We start from the raw sequence: 19,750 nt of genomic DNA on the forward strand, positions 1-19,750 counted from the left end.
GGGACGTTGTGTGCCGGTGGCCGGGAGGCGAGTGTGGCGAGGCTTCTGCTGGTACGGCATGGACAGGCATCGTTCGGAGCCGATGACTACGACGCGCTGTCCGAGCGCGGTGGCGAGCAGGCGCGGGTGCTCGGGAAGAACCTGGCCGAGCGCTCGATCCGGCCCAGCCTGGTGCTGAGCGGGACGCTCCGGCGTCATGAGCAGACGGTGGCGGGGCTTCTCGATGGGCTGGGCGGCGGTGAGGTGCCCGTCAGCGTCGACGCCGGGTGGGACGAGTTCGACTTTCAGCGGGTCGTCGAGCTTCATCAGCCCGACTATCGGGAGCATCTCGGGTCGGCTCGGGCCTTTCAGGAGCTCTTCGAGGCGGCCACCGGCCGCTGGTGCTCGGGGAAGTACGACGGCGAATACGACGAGTCGTTTCCCTCCTTCCGGGAGCGGGTCGCTGGGGCGATCGAGCGAGCACGTGACGTGCTGGGGGAGCACCGCGAGGTTGTCGTGGTCAGCTCGGGTGGGCCCATCGCTCTAGTTGCCGCCCTGCTCACCGCGGGGGCCCAGGTCGATCCGGTCACCCTGGCCACCCTCTGGACGGCGCTCAACCGGGTGGTCGTGAACACCGGGGTCACCAAACTGGTCAGTGGGCGTACCGGGCTGTGGATGTCCACCTACAACGAGCACACGCACCTCGAATCCGATCCTCGACTGCTCACCTACCGCTGATGGGCCGCCGGCTGATCCGTCCCCGCCGCTGGGATCCGCCGCGGCTTGTCGACGACGGGGCCACGGCGGCGCTCACTGTTGCCCGGCGGCTGCCTACCGGCGGCGTGGGGCCCGAGGATGTCGTCTTCGACCATGCGGGCCGTGTTGTCGCCGGGCTGGCCGGTGGTCGCATCGTCCGGATCGATCCGGTCACCGGGGAGCGTGTCGTTCTGGCCGAGACCGGTGGGCGGCCGCTCGGGCTTCATCCCCGCGCCGATGGTGGTGTCCTCGTCTGCGACCACGACAAAGGGCTGCTCGAAGTGAGCGCGGACGGGACCGTGACACGGCTGGTCGATGTCGCCTTTCCGAGCAACGTCGTCGAGGCGGGTGACGGCACGATCTGGTTCACGACGTCGACGACCCGGTGGAGTCTCGACGAGTATCTCGGCGATGTCTTCGAGCATTCCTGCACCGGGCGGCTGATGCGCCGCGATCCGGACGGCACCGTCACCACGGTGCTGGACGGGTTGAAGTTCGCCAACGGGCTCGTGCTCGCTCCGGACGAATCCCATCTGCTGGTCGCCGAGACCGCCGGCTATCGGATTCGGCGGCACTGGCCGTCGGGACGGACCGAGGTCTTCGCCGGCAACCTGCCCGGCTTTCCGGACAACATGTGGCTGGGCAGTGACGGGCTGGTCTGGGTGGCCATCGTCGCGCCCCGCAACGCACTGCTCGACCGGCTGCTGCCGCTGCCCGGGTTCCTGCGGCTGCTCGTCTGGAACCTCCCTCAAGCCGTACAACCGAAAGCCGCTCCCGTCGCCGCCGTCATGGCCTTCACGCTCGACGGGCGGCTCGTGCACGATCTGCGGACGGCCGACGGGTCGTACGGCTTCGTCACCTCGGTGGCGGAGCGGGACGGGCTTGTGGTGCTGGGCAGCCTGACCGAGTCCGATGTGGCCGTTCTGGGTTCCAGCCATGCATGAGGACCTATCGATCCCGGGGCTTCCTGCTGGTGTTCCCGCTGATGCTGCTGGCGACGGTCGCGCTGCCGGTGGCCGCGCTCTTCGTCGACGCCGGAGCCTGGTGGGCTGAGGCACTCTTCCTGCTCATCGCCATTCCGGCTGCTTGGTGGTACGTCGCGGTCCGGCTCAACTACCGGATGGACCTCACGGACGACGCGCTGATCCTGCGGGCGGCCCTGGCCCGCTACCGGATCCCGCTGAGCGAGCTGGCCGAGATCGGCGGGCCCGAGCACACCAACCGGAACCGGGTCGTGCGCCGCGACGGGCGGGTGTGGGGCGTGCTCGCCGACGACGGGCTGGTCGCCTTCGCCGACGAGGTGGGCCGGTCCGCGCCGCACGTCGAGGTGCGGGTGAGCGGTTGGCGCCGCCGCATGGAGCGCTGACACGGACGCGGACCGGCCCCTCGATAGGTCTCAGGCTTTCTGGAAGGCCCACTCCACGGTGACGGTCGCGGACAGCCGCTGCCGGCCCGGCTCGACGACGAAGCGCGCGGCGGAGGCGGCCATGCTGTCCTGCGCCATGGGGCCGCCGCCCCAGCTCGGGGCCGACTCGCTCACCTGGACGACCCGGCCGAGCTTGCGGCCGGCGGCCCCGGCGTAGAGCTCGGCCTTCCCCCGGGCGTCGGCGAACGCCTTGCGGCGGGCCTCGGCCATCAGCGCGGCGTCGTCCTCGATGGAGAACGACACGCCGTTCAGCCGGGACGCGTTTCCGCCGGCGGCGACGGCGGCCGACAGGAGAGCTCCCGCCTTCGGCAGGTCCCGGATCTTGGCGGAGAGCCCCTGGCTCACGGTGTAGCCGGTGATCTCCTGCTTGTCGTTCGTCCGGGCGCTGATGGTGGCGTTCGAGGTCTGAAGGTCGTCCGTGCCGAGACCCGCGCGGACGAGGGCGTCCCGCATCCGGGTGGCCGCCGTGCCGGCGGTGTCCAGGGCCGCGTCGACCGTGGCGGCGTTGCTCTCCACCCCGAACTCGGCGGTGAGCAGATCGGGCCGGCCGTACACCTCGCCGGTGCCGGAGACCACCACGCCCTCCCGCTCGGCGGCGGCTGCCGGCGCGCCCAGCAGGAGCGAGGCCATCACGACAAGGGAGGAGACTGCGAAACGATTCATACCCCGATTGAAGGCGGCCGGACGGTCACCCGGCGCCGATTCCCGCACATCTCGACCATCAGTGGGGGCCGAGAACCTCCGGCCCGGGCGCGGGCGCTGGCTCCTTCAACTCGACGAAGACGCAGTGCGTCGGTGTCGCCCCGGTGTTCTCGCCGACGTGCTCCTGCGCGCCCAGCCATCGCGCCTGCCCGGCGGTGAGATCGACGTCGGCTGTACGGTCTCCGGCGCTGACCCGCCGCTGGAAGGTGCTCAGCGTCACCATGACGCTGTCCGGATGCTCATGAGGGTGGGTGCGGCAGGGCCGCGCGATCGGCTGGATCGCCGAGGCGCTGGCCCCGCTGCGCCACAGCCACCCGCACGTCGACATCCACCGGCTCGCGGTGGCCATCCGCTCGGCCACCGGCATCGAGACCCTGGTCTGGCTGACCGACATCGCCGGCTACGACCACGCCCAGGCCGCCGAAACGGTCCGGGCGACCGCCCGTGCCCTCCTGGACGCGGCGATCAGTGTTCGTGAATGAGCGGCTTGGTTCCCCGGTCCGGGGGTAAAGCAACCTCCTATGACCCGCAACGATGACGACGTCGCGCTCGAGGCGGCGGCTGAACCCCTGGTGGTCGCGCTGGACATCGGGTCGACGGCCACCCGGGGCGGGGTGCACGACGCGTCGGGAAGGCGGGTGCACGGGCTCCAGCACAAAGTGCCGCACGCCTTCACGGTGGCGCCGGACGGCACCTCGGTCATCGACCCCGACCAGGTGACGGCGGAGGTCGAGCAGGTCCTCGACGCGGTGACCGGGGATCCACGGCTGGGCAGCCGGATCGCCGGCGTCGCGATGGACACCTTCGCGGCTTCGCTGATCGCGGTCGACGCCGCTGGGCGCGCGCTGACGCCCTGCCTGACGTACGCCGACTCGCGCAGCGCCGAGGCTGTCGCGGCCATGCGGGAAGAGCTCGACGAGCACGCCGTGCAGCAGCGCACCGGCACCCGGTTGCACACCAGCTACCACGCGCCACGCCTGCGCTGGCTGGCCGGGACACAGCCGCGGGTCGTCGCCGAGGCCGCGGGCTGGTGGTCGCTGGGTGAGTACGTGTGGGCCCGGCTCATCGGGCAACCGCTGGCGGGCACGTCCACGATGGCCTGGACGGGGCTGCTCGACCGCCGCACGGGCGAGCTCGACGGCGAACTGCTGACGGCCGCGGGCGTACGACCTCAGCAATTCTCTCTTTCGCGGGACGAGCCGCTGGCGGCTTCGTCGCGCTGGGCCGCCCTCGACCGGGCCGTGTGGTTCCCGGTGATCACTGACGGCTTCGCCAGCAACATCGGGTCCGGCGCCCTCGACTCCACAGTCATGACCGCGGCCACGGCCACCAGCGGCGCGCTGCGGGTGCTGCTCGACGGGCCGGCCGACCCGCTGCCGTTCGGCTTGTGGAACTACCGGGTCGACGCACGGCGCACGCTGCTCGGCGGGGCGATCAACGACGTCGGCCGCGCCGTCAGCTGGGCGCAGAGCACGCTGCGCCTCGGCGACGATGCCGGCGCCGTGCTGACCGCGCCGCCGAGCGACGCCACCCCGCTGGTGCTGCCCTATCTGACCGGCGAGCGGGCGCCGGGCTGGGTCGGCGGCGCCCGCGCCCTCTTCGGCGGGGTCTCCGCGGCCACCGGCCCCGATGCCATGTTCCGCGGCGTCATCGAGGGCGTGGCGATGACGTACGCCCGTGTCGCCGGCGAGCTGCACCCGGCCGCCCTGGGCGTCGTGGAGGTCGCGGCGGCCGGCCGGGTCAGCAACGACCAGCCCGAATGGTTGCAGATCCTGGCCGACGTGCTGGGCCGCCCGGTCACCCACGTGACCCGGCACCGGGCCACCCAGCGCGGCACAGCACTGCTCGCCCTGGACGTGCTGGCGCCGGACGTTCCCCGCGCGCCCCGAACCGTCGGCGCCACCTACGAGCCCCGCAACGGGGATTACTACGCGGAGCGCCGCGAGCGGTTCGCCGAGGTGTACGACGCTCTCGTGCGCCGCTAAAACCGGTTGCGCGGTGTGGTTTGGTCGGAAGATGGAACTGGGCGAGATCGTCGAAGCACTCGCGGGCTGGCAGCAGACCGGCGGGCCGGTCCAACTTCATCCCGGTGACCTGGGGTGGCACTGGCGCTTCGGCGAGCGGGAGCTGGCCGCCGCCGTCCGGGTGTGGAGCCGCGACGGCGAGATCGCGGCGGTCGGCCTGGTGGAGGACGACGGCGAGCTGATCCGCATGGGCATCGCGCCGAGCGCCGCCGCCGACGAGGCGTTCGCCGCCCAGATCCTGGCCGATCTGTCATCGGTGAAGGCCGTCGAGGTCCGCTTCGGCGCCGCCCTCCGCGATCTCCTCCAGCGCAGCGGCTGGACGCCCGACGAGCCGTGGACCCCGTTGTCCCGAGACCTGACCGAGCCGGTCGAAGACTGCGGACTGCGCGTCGAGGTGGTCGGCGAGGACCGGGTCGAGGATCGGGTTGCGGTGCAGCGAGCGGCGTTCCCCAATTCGACGTTCACGGTGGACCGCTGGCACGCGATGGCCGCCGCCCCGCCCTATCGACAGGCCCGCTGCCTGGTCGGCTACGACAGCGAGGACAACGCGGTCGCCGCGGTGACGGTCTGGTCCGCCGGCAAGGGGAACCCGGGCCTGCTCGAGCCGATGGGCGCCCACCGGGACCACCGCGGCCGAGGGCACGGCCGAGCCATCACGGTGGCGGCGGCCGCCGCCCTGCGGGAGATGGGCGCGTCCACCGCCACAGTGTGCACACCGGCCGCCAACACCGGCGGCGTCGCCACGTACGTCTCGGCCGGTTTCCAGAAGCTCCCGGACGTCACCGACTTCCGGCGTCCTCAAGGGTGAAGGCCAAGGACGCCGTCTTCGTGTACGGCTCGTTGATGCACCCGGCGACGCTGGCGACATTATGTGGCCCCGAGGAATACTTCCCGGCCTCCCTCACGGGATGGGCTCGCACCTGGACAGTGTGCACGGACAACACCATCGCCGGGAACCGGGTGTTCTATCTGGATCCGGCCGGAGGTGAGCGACTCCCGGTCCAGGTCCTGTTCCTGAACGTCGAACAGGACAGTAGTGCCGGCGTGTCCGGAATTCTGGTGCCCGTCACGGCGGAACAACTTCGCCACCTCGACGAGAGGGAGGGCAACTACGATCGAGTTGACGTCACGCCGGACGTGCGGTCGCCCGGAATTCCGCATGAGCAGCGGCCCGGCACCATCTGGGTGTACGTGGGGAAGGACGCGGCGACGAGGGCGGCGAAGAGAGGGATAGCTTCTCGGACCGCGGTCATCTGGGATGCGTACCTCGAGCGCGTTGTCGCGGCTCTGGAAAGCTATGACGGCTTCCTGGATGAGTTCAACGGCGAGGATCTGCCGGTGCCGCGAGACCGGATTCTGGCCCTTGACCGCCGGAATGAGAGTGGCGGCGCGACCGATCCGTACAGCAGCGCCGGTTCTCGCGTGGATCCGTCCTGCCGGTCAGGCCTCGGGGAGGCCTGACCGGCAGATCGTGGGTCAGCTCAGGGGCGTGCCGTGAGCGGAAAGGGCCGCGGCCGCCTTGGCTGCGGCGGCCGGGCGGGGCGGGATCGCGGACGTGTCCTGGGCGAACGTGGCCACCGCGGTGGCCACACCGTCGGCGTTCACGTCCAGGGCGTAGGCGTTGACGTTGCCGAGCAGGTGGTACTTCTTGCGGAGCTGCTTGTAGAGGGCCTTGTCGGCGCCGTCCTTCTCCGGCGTGAAGCTGTCGCAGGCCTGGTGGTAGCAGGGGTCGTACGCCGCGCCGGCCACACCGCCCCACAGGGCCACGTCGGCCTCGGTCTTCTCGACCTCGGCTCCGGTGAACAGACCGCCGGCCGGGATGCCGGTGGCGATGAACGGGCCGTAATCCGAACGGCCGGTGAAGTCGGCCGCCGCCGTGGCCTCACCGCGCTTGGCGAAGAACTTCTGGAAGACGGCCTCGATCTGGGCCGAGCCGGCCGGGCCGGGGCCGGCGCCGGAGGCGGCCGAGTCGTCGCCGTCGTAGACGCCGAAGGTGTAGTTCGGCGAGCCGATCATGTCGAAGTTCAGGTAGAGCGCGATCTTCGCCTGCTCGGCGGCCGGCAGGTTGGTCACGTAGTACGTCGAGCCGACCAGGTTGGCCTCCTCGGCGCCCCAGAACGCGAACCGCAGCTTGTTCTTCGTCTTGTGCTTCGCCGCCTGCAACGCGGTCTCCAGGATGGCGGCGCTGCCGGTTCCGTTGTCGTTGATGCCGGGGCCGGCGGGCACGGAGTCGAGGTGGGCGCCGGACATGACGACCTCGTTCGGGTCGCCCCAGCGGGACTCGGCGATGACGTTGCTGGTCGGCCGCACCTCGGCCTCGGCCTCGACCGTGATGGTGACGTTCAGCCCGGCCGTGCCGGCGAAGGCCACGCCCTGCGGGAACGAGATCGAGATGGCCGGGATGCCGACCGGTGCGCCGAGCGTGCCGGCGAACAGGTCCTGACGGTCCGGCGCGGTCGAATCACCCTGGTTCATCACGATGACGGCGGTCGCGCCGGCCGCGGCCGCGTTGGCCGCCTTCTGGCCGAACGAGCAGCCGCCCCGCTGCACGAGAGCGATGTTGCCGCCGACACCCACGAAGTCGGCCGCCTCACAGCCCGAGGTGCTGGTGTTCGGGGTGGTCAGCTGCAGGTCGACGCCGACCACGGCGCCGGTCGCCGAGCCGCCGCCCGAGCAGTCCAGGACGTCGTAGTCCTCCTGGTCGACGTAGGTGGTGGCGGTGGGCGCGTTCTGCGTGAAGGAGGACGCGCCGTCGGTGCAGTAGTTGAAGTCGAACGGCTGCCGGGTGATCTTGTATCCGGCGCGCTTGAGCAGCGCGGAGACATAGTCGGCGCTGCGGTCGTAGCCGGGCGTGCCCGAGGCGCGGGTGTCGTCGTTCCGGTCGGCGATCGCCTGGAAGGCCACGAGGTGCCGCAGCACTCCGGCCAGGGTGACCGCGCGGGGCAGGTCCTTTATGCTGCTGCCCCCGGCCTGGGCGGGGGCGGAAAGGGCGAAACTTCCCAGCAGTACGGCGACGGCGGCCGCGCCGATGAGGCGTCTTCGCACGATGAACTCCCTTCGATGACGGCAAATATCCAGCAACATAGATCGACTACGTGCCGTACGGAAGCGGTCACTCGGTCAGCGGTGTTCGGCCGTTCCGGCCGGGTTCGCCGGAGCTTCCATCCACGTACATCTATAGCCCGCAAGCTGCGAAAATGGCACTTTCCCGACGTACCCTCCTGCTCAGCTCCGCCGCCGCGGGTGTCGCCGGCGCCGCGACCACCTGGCCGCTGGCCGCCACCGCGGCGCCGTACCACGGACCGCTCCGCGCCGACCCGTTCACGCTCGGCGTCGCCTCCGGTGACCCCGATCCGGACGGCTTCGTGCTGTGGACCCGGCTCGCACCCACCCCGCTGGCCGAGGACGGCCTCGGCGGCATGCCGTTTCGCGTCGTACCGGTCGAGTGGGAGCTCGCCGCCGACGAGCGCTTCCGCCGGATCGTGCGGCGCGGCGTGACCGTGGCCCGGCCCGAGTCGGCCCACGCGGTGCACGTCGAGCTCAACGGCCTGCTGCCGGGCCGCGAGTACTTCTACCGCTTCAAGGCCGAACGCCACGTCTCACCGACCGGGCGCACCCGCACCGCGCCCGCGCTGTGGGCGACCGGCGGCACCCTGGCCATGTCGTTCGCCTCCTGCTCGCAGTACGAGCACGGCTACTTCACCGCGTACCGCCACCTGGCCGCCGACGAGCCCGACCTGATCCTGCACCTGGGCGACTACCAGTACGAATACCAGGCCGGCGTCTACACCATCCCCGGCGGCAACCCGCGCGACCACGAGGGACCGGAGACCGTCACGCTGGCCAACTACCGGCAGCGGCACGCCCAGTACAAGACCGACGCGGATCTTCAGGCCGCGCACGCCGTGGCCCCCTGGGCCGTGGTCTTCGACGACCACGAGATCGAGAACAACTGGGCCGACGAGGTGCCCGAGCAGCCCGACCCGAACTTCCTGGCCCGGCGCGCCGCCGCCTTCCAGGCCTACTACGAGAACATGCCGTTGCGCCGCACCTCGATCCCCCGCGGCATCGACATGCGGCTCTACCGCCGTCTGCACTGGGGCCGGCTGGCCACGTTCCACATGCTCGACACCCGCCAGTTCCGCGACGACCAGGCGTGCGGAGACGGATACAAGGACTGCGAGCAGGCGTACGACCCCAACCGCTCCATCACCGGCGAAGCGCAGGAGAAATGGCTGCTCGACGGCTTCCGCCGCTCGACGGCCCGCTGGGACGTCCTGGGCCAGCAGGTGTTCTTCGGCCAGCGCGACAACAACTCGGGCCCGCAGGTGGTCACGAGCATGGATTCCTGGGACGGGTACGCCGCCTCGCGCGACCGGATCACCCGGGGCTGGGTCGACGCCGGTGTCCGCAACCCGGTCGTGCTCACCGGCGACGTGCACGCCCACTGGGCCGACGAGCTGAAGCTCGACTACGCCGACCCGGCGTCACGCACGGTCGGCACGGAGCTGGTCTGCTCCTCGATCACGTCGACCGGCGACGGCGCCGACGTGCCCTCGGGCAATCACCCCTGGGCGGCCTGGAACCCGCACTTGCGCTTCTACAACAACCAGCGCGGGTACGTCCGTACGACGATCACCGCGGACTCGATGACCGCCGACTTCCGCGTCGTCCCGTACGTGACCACGCCGGGCGCGCCCGTGCACACCCGGGCGACGTTCGTCATCGAGGACCGGGCACCGGGCCTGCACCAGACGGCGGACAACCCCTCGGCGACCTTCAAAGCGGGCAACAGCGAGGACACCGTACGTCAAGAGACCCTCCGCCCCTGACTCCTGGCTCACGTTTTCGCCTATGGCGGCGGCCGCCGGGGTATCCACTGGTCCCATGAGAGAACGGGCCGGGACAGCGGTGCTGGCGGCCGCCGCGGGGGCGACGGATCTGCTGGCCCTGACCGTGCTGGGCGGCGCCTTCGCCAGCATCATCACCGGGAACCTGGTGACACTCGGGTACGGCATCGGCACCACCGACGCGGCCCGCGTCATCCCCGTGGCGATCGCCGTGACGGCGTACGGCCTCGGGGTCTTGATCTGGCGTCTTCTGCCCCCGACCGTGACCGCGCCGCTGCTGGCCGAGCTCGCGCTGCTCGCCGTGGTGGCGGGCGGCCTGCTGACCGAGCCGGGCGTCGGCGGCAAGCGGGTCCTGCTGGCGGTGGCCGGGATCGCGATGGGCGGTCAGAGCGTGGTCGGGCTGCGGTTGCGCGCCTCGACCACGTACATGACCGGGGCCCTGGTCACCGCCCTGACCGGAGATCTGCGCAAGGCGGGGCCGGCGCTGCTGCAACTGGCGGCGCTGGTGGCGGGCGCGGCCGCGGCGGCCGGGCTCATGGCGGTGGCGCATGGGGCGGCCTACGTGCTCCCGGTGGTGCTGGTGGGATCGGCGGTCCCGCTGTTGTCGCCGGGGCTGCGAAATAGCGCCACAGCTCAGGGAACGCCCGAACCAGAAGTGCGACCGTCAGGACGGTGAGGACTCCACCGGCCACGATCGCGGGCCGGGCGCCGAGGGAGGCGCCGGCGAGCCCGTGCACCACGTTGGCCAGCTGGGGGCCGCCCATCAGGACGACAGTGAGCGAGCCCTGCACGCGGCCGCGGAGCGCGTCGTCGGTGTGCGCCTGCGAGATCGCGTTGCGGAAGGTGCTCAGCACGAAGTTGACGGCGCCGCCCAGCAGCAGCGCCACCAGCGCGACGGCCAGGTGCGGGGCCAGGCCGAGCAGGATGACGCAGCCACCCCAGGCCATCGCGGCCGAGGCCATGAGGGCGCCGTGCCGCCAGGCCCGGCTGTAAGCGCCCGAGAACAGGGCGGCCAGGAGCACCCCGGCCGGGTAGGCCCCGAACATCAGCCCGAGCTCCGGGCCGCCGCCCGCCCGGCCGCCGTACGTGCGCTCGGCGAGCTCGGGGAAGAGCGCGGACGGCATCGCGAAGACCATGGCGGCCAGGTCGACGGCGAGGATCGCGACCAGGACCCGGCGCCCGGCCAGATAGCGGAAGCCGTCACCGAGCCGGCGCAGCGTGCCCCGCTCCCGGCTCGCCGAAGAGGGCATCGCCGGTAGCCGGGCCACCGCCCACAGCACGACAATGAGCGCCAGTGCGTCGAGCAGGTAGAGCGTCCCGAGCCTCACGACCGGAACCAGCACACCGGCGAGCAGCGGCCCGGCGACCGCGCCGCCGTACCGGGTCAGCGAGCTGAGACTGCTGGCCGCGACCAGCAGATCTTGAGGCACGACCCGGGGTACCACCGCGCCCGTCACCGTCAGGGTGATACCGAAGCTGACACCTTGCCCGGCGACGAGCAGAAGCGTCAGTGGTACGGATTCGAGCCCGAGCACGGAGTTGAGCCACAGTCCGGCGTACACCAGGCCGAGCCCGGCGTTGCCGCCCAGCAGAAGCCGGCGCCTGTCCATGCTGTCGGCCAGGGCCCCGGCCCACAGCGCCGACACGACGAGCGTGCACAGCGAGACCGCGGCCGCCACCCCGACCAGGGCCGACGACCCGGTCGAGGTGAACAGCTGAGTAGGCACCGCGACAAGGCTGAAGGAGCCACCGACTGCGGTGACCGCCGAGGCCACCCACAGTCGGCGAAAAGCAGCGATGCGCAGCGGCCGACGATCGATGAAGAGATGCACACCGGCGATCCTGGGGCCTGCCCCAGGGGCAAGGTCCACAGGTCACCCCGAGATGAGCGGCCTGACCTCGACCCACCCGTCACTGACCGGAATCATCCGCCCGATCCACACGGCATGATCGAAGTCGGAGGCCTCCACGATGAAATAGCCGGCGAACGCGGCGCAGCGACCCGTCACTCACCACGTTGTCGCGGATCGACACCCCGGTGGCAGCGGGCCACCCGCCCCGGCGGTCACGGTGGGCGCAGCCGGGCCAGGACGAGCAGGTCCGGCCACCTAACCGAGAATCAAATCTCGATGCTTGAGCGCCGTGCGGATGCAGTACTCGCCCGCGGGCTGAACATTTTCCTCCCGGAGAATCCGTTCCAGAACTTTGCCCTTGAACGGGACCACCCTTATCTGAGGACCCTCGCTGTTCCCGGGAATCTTGTAACCGCCAGGTTGGCGGAACTGCGGAGTCAACGCGTCAAAAATCTCCGGCTCGAAGACCGCGACGGTCATGAGCTCGCCCCACAAGGTGAGCGCGTCGAGCGCAAAACCGAGGTAGAAGACCTTGATCGCGCCGGTCGCCAGGGCCGCATCGAGTTCACGATAGGGGAACTGCCGGTCATAGGCGATCGGCTCACTCGCCTCGCCGTCACGCTCCGGATTACCCATTAATTCTTCATCGTACTCGCGCATGATGTTTCGCCACAGCGAGAAGTCAGGCCCAGGAAAATTTTGCTCCCGGCAGGACGGCTGGAACGTCCCCGAGGGTATGACTTGGACGGTGCCGCCGGCTGTTGCCGTGTCCGGGTCCCGCTGATGCAGGATCGTCGTAGGGTTCTTCGGATCGTTTCTGATGACCAGCGTACTGATCGCAGGTATCACTCTCCGTCGATTCAGATCTGTCGCGGGGTTGACGAAGTTTCGAAACGGCAGAGAGGCGGTGATCGGCCTGTCATGCGCGATGGACTCCGGCAGAATGGCGGCCGCCTCGTGGGCGAGCGCTTCGGAGACGTCGAGACCTTCAAAATAGTTGGCGTAGCCGAAGACCAAGTGATCGGAACCCTTGACGGCGAGAACTCGCCAGCTCGACCGATTGCTCAAGTTTGGCGATTTGGCCAGGCTGCGCATGGCAAACGAATAACGTGTGAAGGATTCCGTCGAAGTGACCGAAGGCCGAACGTGCTCAGAATTCCGCTCGGTGCCATCAATCTCGGGGTTGGGTGCATCGGCCCGGAGATCGATAGTCACGCTGCGCAGATCTACAGGCCGCTCGGGTCGCCATTCCGGGCGCCCGATCAAGCCGCTGTCGGAAATCCGATCGGCAGGGTAATAGCCGCGCGCCAGGGCGCGTGCCAGCGGGACTCTCCGCAACTTCAGCGCCTTGCGAACATTGATCCAGTCCTCTTGGCTCTGCAGCATTGTCGGGCTGCTCATCGCTTCCTCGTGAGGTTGATCGCGTTTCTTCAAGGCTAGCGTTCCGGCGAGCGTCAACGAAACCATGGCTATGACAACACTGACCGTCGGCCATATCGCATTGACAGTTCCTGCACCGAAAAGCGCAAGGAGAACGACAGCACTCGCCACCAGCGCGGCGCAGATCGCCCAAGCTATAAGGAGTTTACGGCGTGATTCGTCGCGCATGCGGGCATGGTGTCATCGGCGTGCCTGGATCGGAAGTGTGGCGGCCGAATCGTCGCCGAACGGCTCACGCGTGTGATCGATTGGCCGAGTCTTTCCAGGATCGGTGCGCGGCCGACCGGACGGGGCAGCGATCTTTGTATCGATGTGGATAGATTCGCCGGGACCGTTCCCTTCGACGGAAGGAAGTCCCGTGCGACGACTGTTCGTGGCACTGGCCGCCACCGTGCTGACCCTGGCCGGCACGCCCGCGGCCGCGCAGGCCGCGCCCGCGCCGGGTGGGCCCGGGGTGGGCGACAGCTACTTCCCCGACTACGGCAACAGCGGGTACGACGTCTCCCACTACGACATCCGCCTGCGGTACACGCCGGCCACCGATCGGCTGGCCGGCACCACCACGATCCTGGCCACGGCGGAGCAGGATCTCAGCCGCTTCCATCTCGACTTCGTCCTCGACGTGTCGTCGGTGCTGGTGAACAACCGTCCGGCGGCCTTCGCCCGGCAGGGGGACCACGAGCTTGTCGTCACGCCGGCCCGGCCGGTCGCCGACGGCGGCGCCATGACGATCGTGGTTCAGTATTCGGGTGTGCCGTCGAGCAAGGTCGCGGCCGGGTTCACCGCCTGGATCCGTACGCCCGACGGCGCCATGGCCATCGGCGAGCCGGAAATCGCCTGGTGGTGGTACCCGAGCAACGACCACCCGACCGACAAGGCCACCTTCGACGTCTCCCTGAGCGTGCCCGACGGTGTCGAGGCCATCAGCAACGGCGTCATGCCGCGCCCGCCGGTCCGCGAGACCCTCGGCTACACGCGGTGGAGCTGGCGTTCCCTCAAGCCGCAGGCCACCTATCTGACCTTCATGACCGTCGGCCAGTACGACGTCACGACCGACACGACCGCGAGCGGCCAGCCCGTCTACAACGCGTACTCCCAGCTCATGACCCAGGAGCTGCGTGAGGCGGCGCAGGTCAGCGTCGAGCGCACGGCCGAGATCACCGACTGGGAGACCACGCTGTTCGGCCCGTGGCCGTTCGAGGCGCGCGGCGGCGTCGTCGCCCCGCCCGCCACGCTGTGCTGCGCGCTCGAGAACCAGACCCGGCCCAACTATGCGACGGCCTTCTTCACCCGCGGCTCCAACACGTCGGTGGTCGTGCACGAGAACGCCCATCAGTGGTTCGGCGATTCGGTTTCGGTGGCCGACTGGCGTCACATCTGGCTCAACGAGGGCTTCGCCAGCTACGCCGAGTGGCTCTGGTCGGAGAAGAACGGCGAGGGCACAGCCCAGGAGGTCTTCGATTATCTGTACGCCACCTATCCCGCGAACGCTTCGATCTGGACCACCGCCCCGGCCGACCCGGGTGTCGCCCAGCTGTTCGGCGACGCCGTCTACGACCGGGGTGCCATGACCCTGCACCAGCTGCGCGTGGCCGTCGGCGACGACGACTTCTACGAGATTCTGCGCACCTGGGCCGCCGAGCACCGCTACGGCAACGCCACCACCGAACAGTTCACCGCCCTGGCCGAGAAGATCTCCGGCCAGGACCTCGACGCCCTGTTCCAGGCGTGGCTCTACACCCCCTCCAGGCCGGTCGTGGCTTCCACCCTGGCTCGTAAGGCGGCCGTCGCCCCGAAGTCGTGGGCCGAGATCAGCCACACCCACGCTCTGATCCACCAGCACTGACCGGTCCGCCGGCCGGACGGTGGAAGCGTCCGGCCGGCGTGCCCGTTCACCGGAGCAGGCGCCGTTCCTCCTCACGCCTGACCCTCAGTGCGATCGCCCGCGACGACCTCGTCCGTACGGCGGCGAACTTGACGATGGTGAGCATGCGAAACATCGCGTGCAAGTCCAATTGATCGTCCCCCGGTGCCTTCGACAACTGCTGGACGAGGACCAATGTGGGGTCCAGGGAAACCGCGATCCAGCGTTTCCGGGAATTGTGAAGGCAGGGTGCAATCGGGACGCGAAGATTAGCAACGGCCTCATCGGCTCGGCTATGCTGATGATGTAAGAAGCGATTAATAAATCGCGGCGACCAGTCAATTATCTCATGAGCATTGTCAATGGTCGTCACCGGGCCAGGCAGGCGACGGCGAATACAGCGGCCACGACGCCGTACAGGTGGACGGTGTGCAAGCGCTCGCGGAGGACCAGGCGGTTGAGGAGCAGCGTCACCGCGGGGTAGAGGGACGCCACGACGGCCGTGGGGGCCAGCGCGGACGCGGCGGCCACGATGAAGGCGGCGTCGGCGGCCACATCGGAGGCGCCGACCAGGAAGATCCGTGGCTGGAGCAGGGCGGACCGGGAGCCGCCGACGATGAGGGCCATGGCTACGGTGGCCACGCCCGCGCTTGCCCGGGCCGTGGCCAGCGCCCAGAATTCGTCGGCCTCGGCTGCCTCGTGGATGAGGACGAAGAAAGCTCCGAAGCCGAGGGCGGCGCCGAGAGCGCAGGGAATGGCCCATCGGCGGGTACGGCTTGACGTCTCGCCCGGCACGGGCCAGCTGGCCATGGTGGCGCCGATCAGGCCGGCGGTCACGCCCAGGGCCACGCCGGCGCCGAGGCGCTGGCCGTGCAGCAGGCCCCAGCCGACCGGGACCAGGGCGGCGACCGCGGCGACCGGGGCCACCACGACCGGTGAGCCCTCGCGCATCGCCCGGTAGAGCAGGCCCATGGCCGGCAGGCCGACCAGGCCGGCGGCGGCGCCCAGCCACAACCGGGCGTCCCAGGCGGGTGGGAGGCCGCGGACGAGCGCTGCCGGCAGGACCAGGATCATGGCGGCTATCTGGGAGCCGATGAGGATGGTCAGGATCGGCCGGTGGCGGGTCAGCACGCCGGCCAGGAAGTCCGACGTGCCCCAGCCGAGGGCCGCCACGACCGCGGTTGTCATCACCCACGCCATGGCCGTCAGGGCGCTTCGCGGTGGAATCGGCACAAAACCATGCGGCCGATACTTCCGATCGGGGCGCCCGCGGTCAGTCGCCCGCAGGTGGGCGGCCGACCGGGCTAATCCCATCGGTCCTTGTTGTTGATCTTTCGTCCGACTTTTGGCCATGTAGGTGTCCTCTCGGGACACGATGCTCTCTCTTGATCGATACCCCTCGAGAAGGAACACGAATGCGCATCAGGTATCTGGCGCTCGCGCTGGCGCCGATCCTCTCGACCGCGGTGCTGGCGGCGCCCGCGGACGCCCACCGGGAGCTGTCGCCGTTCGACGCGGTGAACCAGTTCATCGGCACCGAGATGGACACGACGCAGAACAAGAGCAACGACGCGTACGGCAACACGTTCCCCGGCGCGGCCGTGCCGTTCGGCATGGTGCAGCCCAGCCCGACCACCTACAAGGCCGGCAACGCGCTGGTCGGTGAGAAGGGCGGCTACGAATACACCGCCGGTCTCATCCGCGGATTCGGCATGACCCGCTATTCGGGTACGGGCTGCACGGGGCGCTACGGCGGCTACGAGTTCCCCACCATCCCGTACGCGGGCGAGCTCACCGGCGGCGTCCTGCCCACCAATCCGTCGGTCGACGTGAAGCCCTATTACCTGAGCTTCAGCCACGCCAACGAGGTCTCGCAGCCGGGCTACTACAAAGTGGCCCTCGACAATGGCATCACCACGGAATTGACGGCCAGCAGCCGTACGTCGGTGAGCCGTTTCTCTTTCTCCGACAACGCGACCCTGATCCTCGACGTGTCCGGGCAGAACAACCGCTCCTTCGGCAGCGAGGTCACCATTGACCCGGCCACCCGGACGGTCAGCGGCTGGATGTACGGGACCGACGTGTGCGATGTCGGCAACCTCTACAAGGCGTACTTCTCGACGACGTACGACAAGGCTTTCGCGTCTTACGGCACCTGGAACGACGGCGAGATGACCGCCGGATCGGCCCATGCCGTCAAGAGCACCACCGACACCGGCGTCGATTACCGCCACGACACCGGCGCGTGGATCACCTTCACCGACGGCGCCAAGGTCACCGCCAAGACCGGCTTCAGCTACGTGAGCGTCGCCAACGCGGCCGCGAACCGGGACAAGGAGGTGGGCAAGGAGCGGTTCGATTCCGTACGCAAGGACGCCGCCTCCCAATGGAAGAAGGCGCTCGGCACGATCGACATCGGTGGCGGCACCGACGCGCAACGGACCTCGTTCTACACGGCGCTCTACCATTCGCTGCTGCACCCGAACGTGCGCGACGACGTCAACGGCCAGTACCTCGGCTACGACAACCAGGTCCACGTGGTCGGCCGGGGCCGGCACTTCTACGAGAACCTGAACTTCGCCGGCTCGGGCTGGGACATGTACCGCAGCCAGGCCCAGCTGATCGCACTGACCTTTCCCGAGGTCGCCTCGGACATGGCCCAGTCGATCGTCGACATGGTGAAGCAGAAGGGCTCGTGGGCGCCCGGCGCGGCCCGCATGCAGGGCGACAACTACCAGGTCATCCTGGCCACGCTCGACGACATGGGCATCGCCTTCGACCGTAAGGCCGCGCTGGCCTCGATGGTGGCGACCCAGAAATTGCCCGCGGTGAGCAGCAGCCGTTCCGACGCGTACCAGTATTTCGCGACCGGCCTGATCGAGAACCGTAAGGGCGACTTCGCCACCTCGCGTGTCCTCGAATACTCGATCGACGACTTCGCCATCGCCCGGCTGGCGGCGAAGGAGCACGACAGGGCGAACTACGACTTCTTCATGGGCCGCGCCCAGAACTGGATGAACGTCTTCGACCCGGTCACCCAGCACATCCGCCCGCGCGAGCGCACCGGATTCGACCGCAACTTCGATCTGCGCGTCCGGGAGGACGGCTCCGGCCGGGGCCAGTTCAACCAGTCCACGGGATATCAGTACGGCTGGCTGGTCCCGCAGAACATGTCCACGCTGATCGCCCAGCGCGGCGGGGTCGCGGCGGCCACCGCCCAGCTCGACACGCTCATGGCCCAGCTCGACGCCGGTGCCTACACCCAGACCGGCAACTATCTGTCGAACCAGCCGGCCTTCGGCACGCCGTGGGTCTACAACTGGCTCCAGGCGCCGGCCAAGGCCACCGACGTGCTTTACCGGGCCGTCTCCGAGATGTACGACACGACGCCGTCGGGCCTGCCCGGCAACGACGACCAGGGTTCGCTGAGCGCCTGGTACGTCTTCGCCAACCTGGGCGTCTACCCGGCCGTCTACGGCACTGGCGACCTGCTGATCAGCGCTCCGATGTTCAAGAGCGTCACGATCGACCCGGTCGACGGCCGGCGGGACATCCGGATCACCGCTCCGGGCGTACAGAATGGCAAGAAGTATGTGTCGTCCCTGAAGGTGAACGGCGCTCGGCGCAGCGCGAACTGGCTGGACGCCCGCACTGCCGGCCGCCTCGACTTCACGATGTCGGCCACGCCCGGCACGTGGGGCACCGGGGCCAAGGACGTGCCGCCGTCGTACACGGACGGCGCGGACGCCCGGAACAACATCGGCACCACCCCGAACGGCAAGGGCAACCTGGGATCGATGGACCTGAGCGACTGGTCCTTCTCCCGCGAGAGCCTGGCCGCGGCCGGCGCCACCCCCGGCGCCTCGCTGCCGCTGGGCCAGACCGGCATCGCCTTCACCTGGCCCACGGCCGAGCCCGGCACGCCCGACAACTGGATCCCGCACGGCCAGCGCGTCGACCTGCCGAACCGCCGGTCCGCCGCGGTCTCGTTCCTCGGCCTGGCCACAAACGGCCCGTCCACGGGCACGGCCACCGTCGTCTACACCGACAGGACCACCCAGCAGGTGACCGTCACGTTCGCCGACTGGGCCGCAGCCGACCCGACAACGCTCATCACCCTGTCCGGCCGCAACAACGCCAACGGCACCGCCGGCGACGGCACGTTCCGCGTCTTCGCCACGGCCCCGGCCGCCCTCGACAGCACGAAGACGGTCGACGCGGTGATCCTGCCGCAGTCCACCGACAAGGGCATCATGCACGTCTTCGACGTCGCCGTGTCCTGACCCACCCCTTCACCAGATCTCCCCAGGCCATACGCCCAGCCTCCTCAAACGTTCGCCAAGCTGACCGGGACAGTCGGGTCAGCTTGGCGAACGGGAGCGCGGCGGTGCCGGTGTGGGGTGGATCCGCTGACCGGCCGCACTAGGCTCTTGATCATGTCCAAGATGCCGCTTCCCGCGAAGCTCACCGACTTCCTCCGGCAGCCCCACCCCGCGGTCATGGCCACGGTCGCGGCCGACGGGCGACCCGTCACCGTCGCCACCTGGTACCTGTTGGAGGACGACGGGCGGGTGCTGCTCGGCCTCGACGCGAAGCGGGCGCGGCTCAAGCACCTGCACCGCGACCCGAGGGTCTCGCTGACCGTCCTGGCCAGCGACGACTGGTACAGCCACGTGAGCGTCCAGGGCCGGGTGGTCTCCATCGCCGACGACGAGGGCCTGGCCGCCATCGACCGCCTGGCCGTCCACTACACCGGCGAGCCGTACGCGAACCGCGAACGCCCCCGGGTCGCCGTCCAGGTCGAGATCGACACGTGGCACGCCTGGGGCGACCTCCGAGAGTAGTTCCTGTACACA

General features: G+C 69.6%; 18 protein-coding genes and 1 pseudogene. 12 read left to right on the forward strand and 7 right to left on the reverse strand.

The features are described from left to right. Window positions 1–33: 33 nt before the first annotated feature. From ACQP2X_RS16760 to ACQP2X_RS16770, 3 genes are read left to right on the forward strand one after another with little or no spacing between them, the layout of a single operon-like run. A complete protein-coding gene (locus tag ACQP2X_RS16760; RefSeq protein ID WP_498697982.1) occupies window positions 34–717 on the forward strand; it encodes a histidine phosphatase family protein in 684 nt (227 codons plus the stop codon). After that, window positions 717–1,679 carry an SMP-30/gluconolactonase/LRE family protein gene (locus ACQP2X_RS16765; protein ID WP_498697984.1) on the forward strand — a complete coding sequence of 321 codons (963 nt, stop codon included), beginning with the start codon at window positions 717–719 and terminating at the stop codon, window positions 1,677–1,679. The genes ACQP2X_RS16760 and ACQP2X_RS16765 overlap by 1 nt, the downstream gene beginning before the upstream one ends. Continuing rightward, window positions 1,676–2,101 carry a hypothetical protein gene (locus ACQP2X_RS16770; protein WP_498697985.1) on the forward strand — a complete coding sequence of 142 codons (426 nt, stop codon included), beginning with the start codon at window positions 1,676–1,678 and terminating at the stop codon, window positions 2,099–2,101. Before ACQP2X_RS16765 ends, ACQP2X_RS16770 begins: the two co-directional genes overlap by 4 nt. A gap of 30 nt (window positions 2,102–2,131) precedes the next feature. Here ACQP2X_RS16770 and ACQP2X_RS16775 read toward each other — a convergent pair whose 3' ends face one another. Both ACQP2X_RS16775 and ACQP2X_RS16780 read right to left on the reverse strand, forming a co-directional pair. Continuing rightward, window positions 2,132–2,824: an SIMPL domain-containing protein gene (locus tag ACQP2X_RS16775; RefSeq protein ID WP_498697987.1), complete on the reverse strand. Its 693-nt coding sequence runs from the start codon at window positions 2,822–2,824 to the stop codon at window positions 2,132–2,134. Between the two features lie 58 nt (window positions 2,825–2,882). Next, window positions 2,883–3,086 (reverse strand): hypothetical protein, encoded by a 204-nt coding sequence (locus ACQP2X_RS16780; protein WP_498697989.1) that lies wholly within the window; start codon window positions 3,084–3,086, stop codon window positions 2,883–2,885. A gap of 28 nt (window positions 3,087–3,114) precedes the next feature. On the opposite strand from ACQP2X_RS16780, the gene ACQP2X_RS16785 reads away from it, so the two are divergent. The 4 genes from ACQP2X_RS16785 to ACQP2X_RS16800 are packed head-to-tail and all read left to right on the forward strand — an operon-like array spanning window position 3,115 to window position 6,348. Further along, entirely contained in the window at window positions 3,115–3,345 is a 231-nt protein-coding gene (locus tag ACQP2X_RS16785; protein WP_498697991.1) for a hypothetical protein, read from the forward strand. Window positions 3,346–3,384: 39 nt separating this feature from the next. Continuing rightward, window positions 3,385–4,848: a gluconokinase gene (locus ACQP2X_RS16790; RefSeq protein WP_498697992.1), complete on the forward strand. Its 1,464-nt coding sequence runs from the start codon at window positions 3,385–3,387 to the stop codon at window positions 4,846–4,848. 31 nt (window positions 4,849–4,879) lie between these two features. Then, the gene (locus ACQP2X_RS16795; RefSeq protein ID WP_498697993.1) at window positions 4,880–5,695 is read left to right on the forward strand and encodes a GNAT family N-acetyltransferase; all 816 of its coding nucleotides are present in this window, start codon (window positions 4,880–4,882) and stop codon (window positions 5,693–5,695) included. Then, window positions 5,692–6,348: a gamma-glutamylcyclotransferase family protein gene (locus ACQP2X_RS16800; RefSeq protein ID WP_498697995.1), complete on the forward strand. Its 657-nt coding sequence runs from the start codon at window positions 5,692–5,694 to the stop codon at window positions 6,346–6,348. Before ACQP2X_RS16795 ends, ACQP2X_RS16800 begins: the two co-directional genes overlap by 4 nt. 15 nt (window positions 6,349–6,363) lie before the next feature. On the opposite strand, the gene ACQP2X_RS16805 is transcribed toward ACQP2X_RS16800, so the two are convergent. Next, entirely contained in the window at window positions 6,364–7,932 is a 1,569-nt protein-coding gene (locus ACQP2X_RS16805; protein WP_498697997.1) for a M28 family metallopeptidase, read from the reverse strand. Between the two features lie 152 nt (window positions 7,933–8,084). Between ACQP2X_RS16805 and ACQP2X_RS16810 the strand changes: the two genes are divergently transcribed. Next, a complete protein-coding gene (locus ACQP2X_RS16810; RefSeq protein ID WP_498697999.1) occupies window positions 8,085–9,719 on the forward strand; it encodes an alkaline phosphatase D family protein in 1,635 nt (544 codons plus the stop codon). A 55-nt stretch (window positions 9,720–9,774) separates the two neighbouring features. After that, window positions 9,775–10,413, forward strand: coding sequence for a DUF1275 family protein (locus ACQP2X_RS16815; RefSeq protein ID WP_498698000.1), 639 nt, complete (start codon window positions 9,775–9,777; stop codon window positions 10,411–10,413). A gap of 28 nt (window positions 10,414–10,441) precedes the next feature. Here ACQP2X_RS16815 and ACQP2X_RS16820 read toward each other — a convergent pair. The 3 genes and pseudogenes from ACQP2X_RS16820 to ACQP2X_RS16830 form a co-directional block, all read right to left on the reverse strand. Continuing rightward, window positions 10,442–11,608: pseudogene (locus ACQP2X_RS16820) on the reverse strand (MFS transporter); the annotation flags it as partial. A 3-nt stretch (window positions 11,609–11,611) separates the two neighbouring features. Then, window positions 11,612–11,746: a hypothetical protein gene (locus ACQP2X_RS16825; RefSeq protein ID WP_498698001.1), complete on the reverse strand. Its 135-nt coding sequence runs from the start codon at window positions 11,744–11,746 to the stop codon at window positions 11,612–11,614. A 99-nt stretch (window positions 11,747–11,845) separates the two neighbouring features. Continuing rightward, complete coding sequence (locus ACQP2X_RS16830) at window positions 11,846–13,198, reverse strand: XRE family transcriptional regulator (RefSeq protein ID WP_498698003.1); 1,353 nt, start codon at window positions 13,196–13,198, stop codon at window positions 11,846–11,848. Window positions 13,199–13,340: 142 nt separating this feature from the next. Here ACQP2X_RS16830 and ACQP2X_RS16835 point away from each other — a divergent pair, with 142 nt between their 5' ends. Then, window positions 13,341–14,876, forward strand: coding sequence for a M1 family metallopeptidase (locus ACQP2X_RS16835; protein WP_498698005.1), 1,536 nt, complete (start codon window positions 13,341–13,343; stop codon window positions 14,874–14,876). 387 nt (window positions 14,877–15,263) lie between these two features. Here ACQP2X_RS16835 and ACQP2X_RS16840 read toward each other — a convergent pair whose 3' ends face one another. Further along, window positions 15,264–16,094 carry an EamA family transporter gene (locus tag ACQP2X_RS16840; RefSeq protein WP_498698008.1) on the reverse strand — a complete coding sequence of 277 codons (831 nt, stop codon included), beginning with the start codon at window positions 16,092–16,094 and terminating at the stop codon, window positions 15,264–15,266. 215 nt (window positions 16,095–16,309) lie between these two features. On the opposite strand from ACQP2X_RS16840, the gene ACQP2X_RS16845 reads away from it, so the two are divergent. Then, entirely contained in the window at window positions 16,310–19,177 is a 2,868-nt protein-coding gene (locus tag ACQP2X_RS16845; RefSeq protein WP_498698010.1) for a GH92 family glycosyl hydrolase, read from the forward strand. Window positions 19,178–19,330: 153 nt separating this feature from the next. Next, window positions 19,331–19,738 (forward strand): PPOX class F420-dependent oxidoreductase, encoded by a 408-nt coding sequence (locus ACQP2X_RS16850; RefSeq protein ID WP_498698012.1) that lies wholly within the window; start codon window positions 19,331–19,333, stop codon window positions 19,736–19,738. Window positions 19,739–19,750 lie beyond the last annotated feature (12 nt).

This window comes from Actinoplanes sp. CA-131856 (assembly GCF_050956135.1).
Taxonomy (GTDB): Bacteria; Actinomycetota; Actinomycetes; order Mycobacteriales; family Micromonosporaceae; genus Actinoplanes.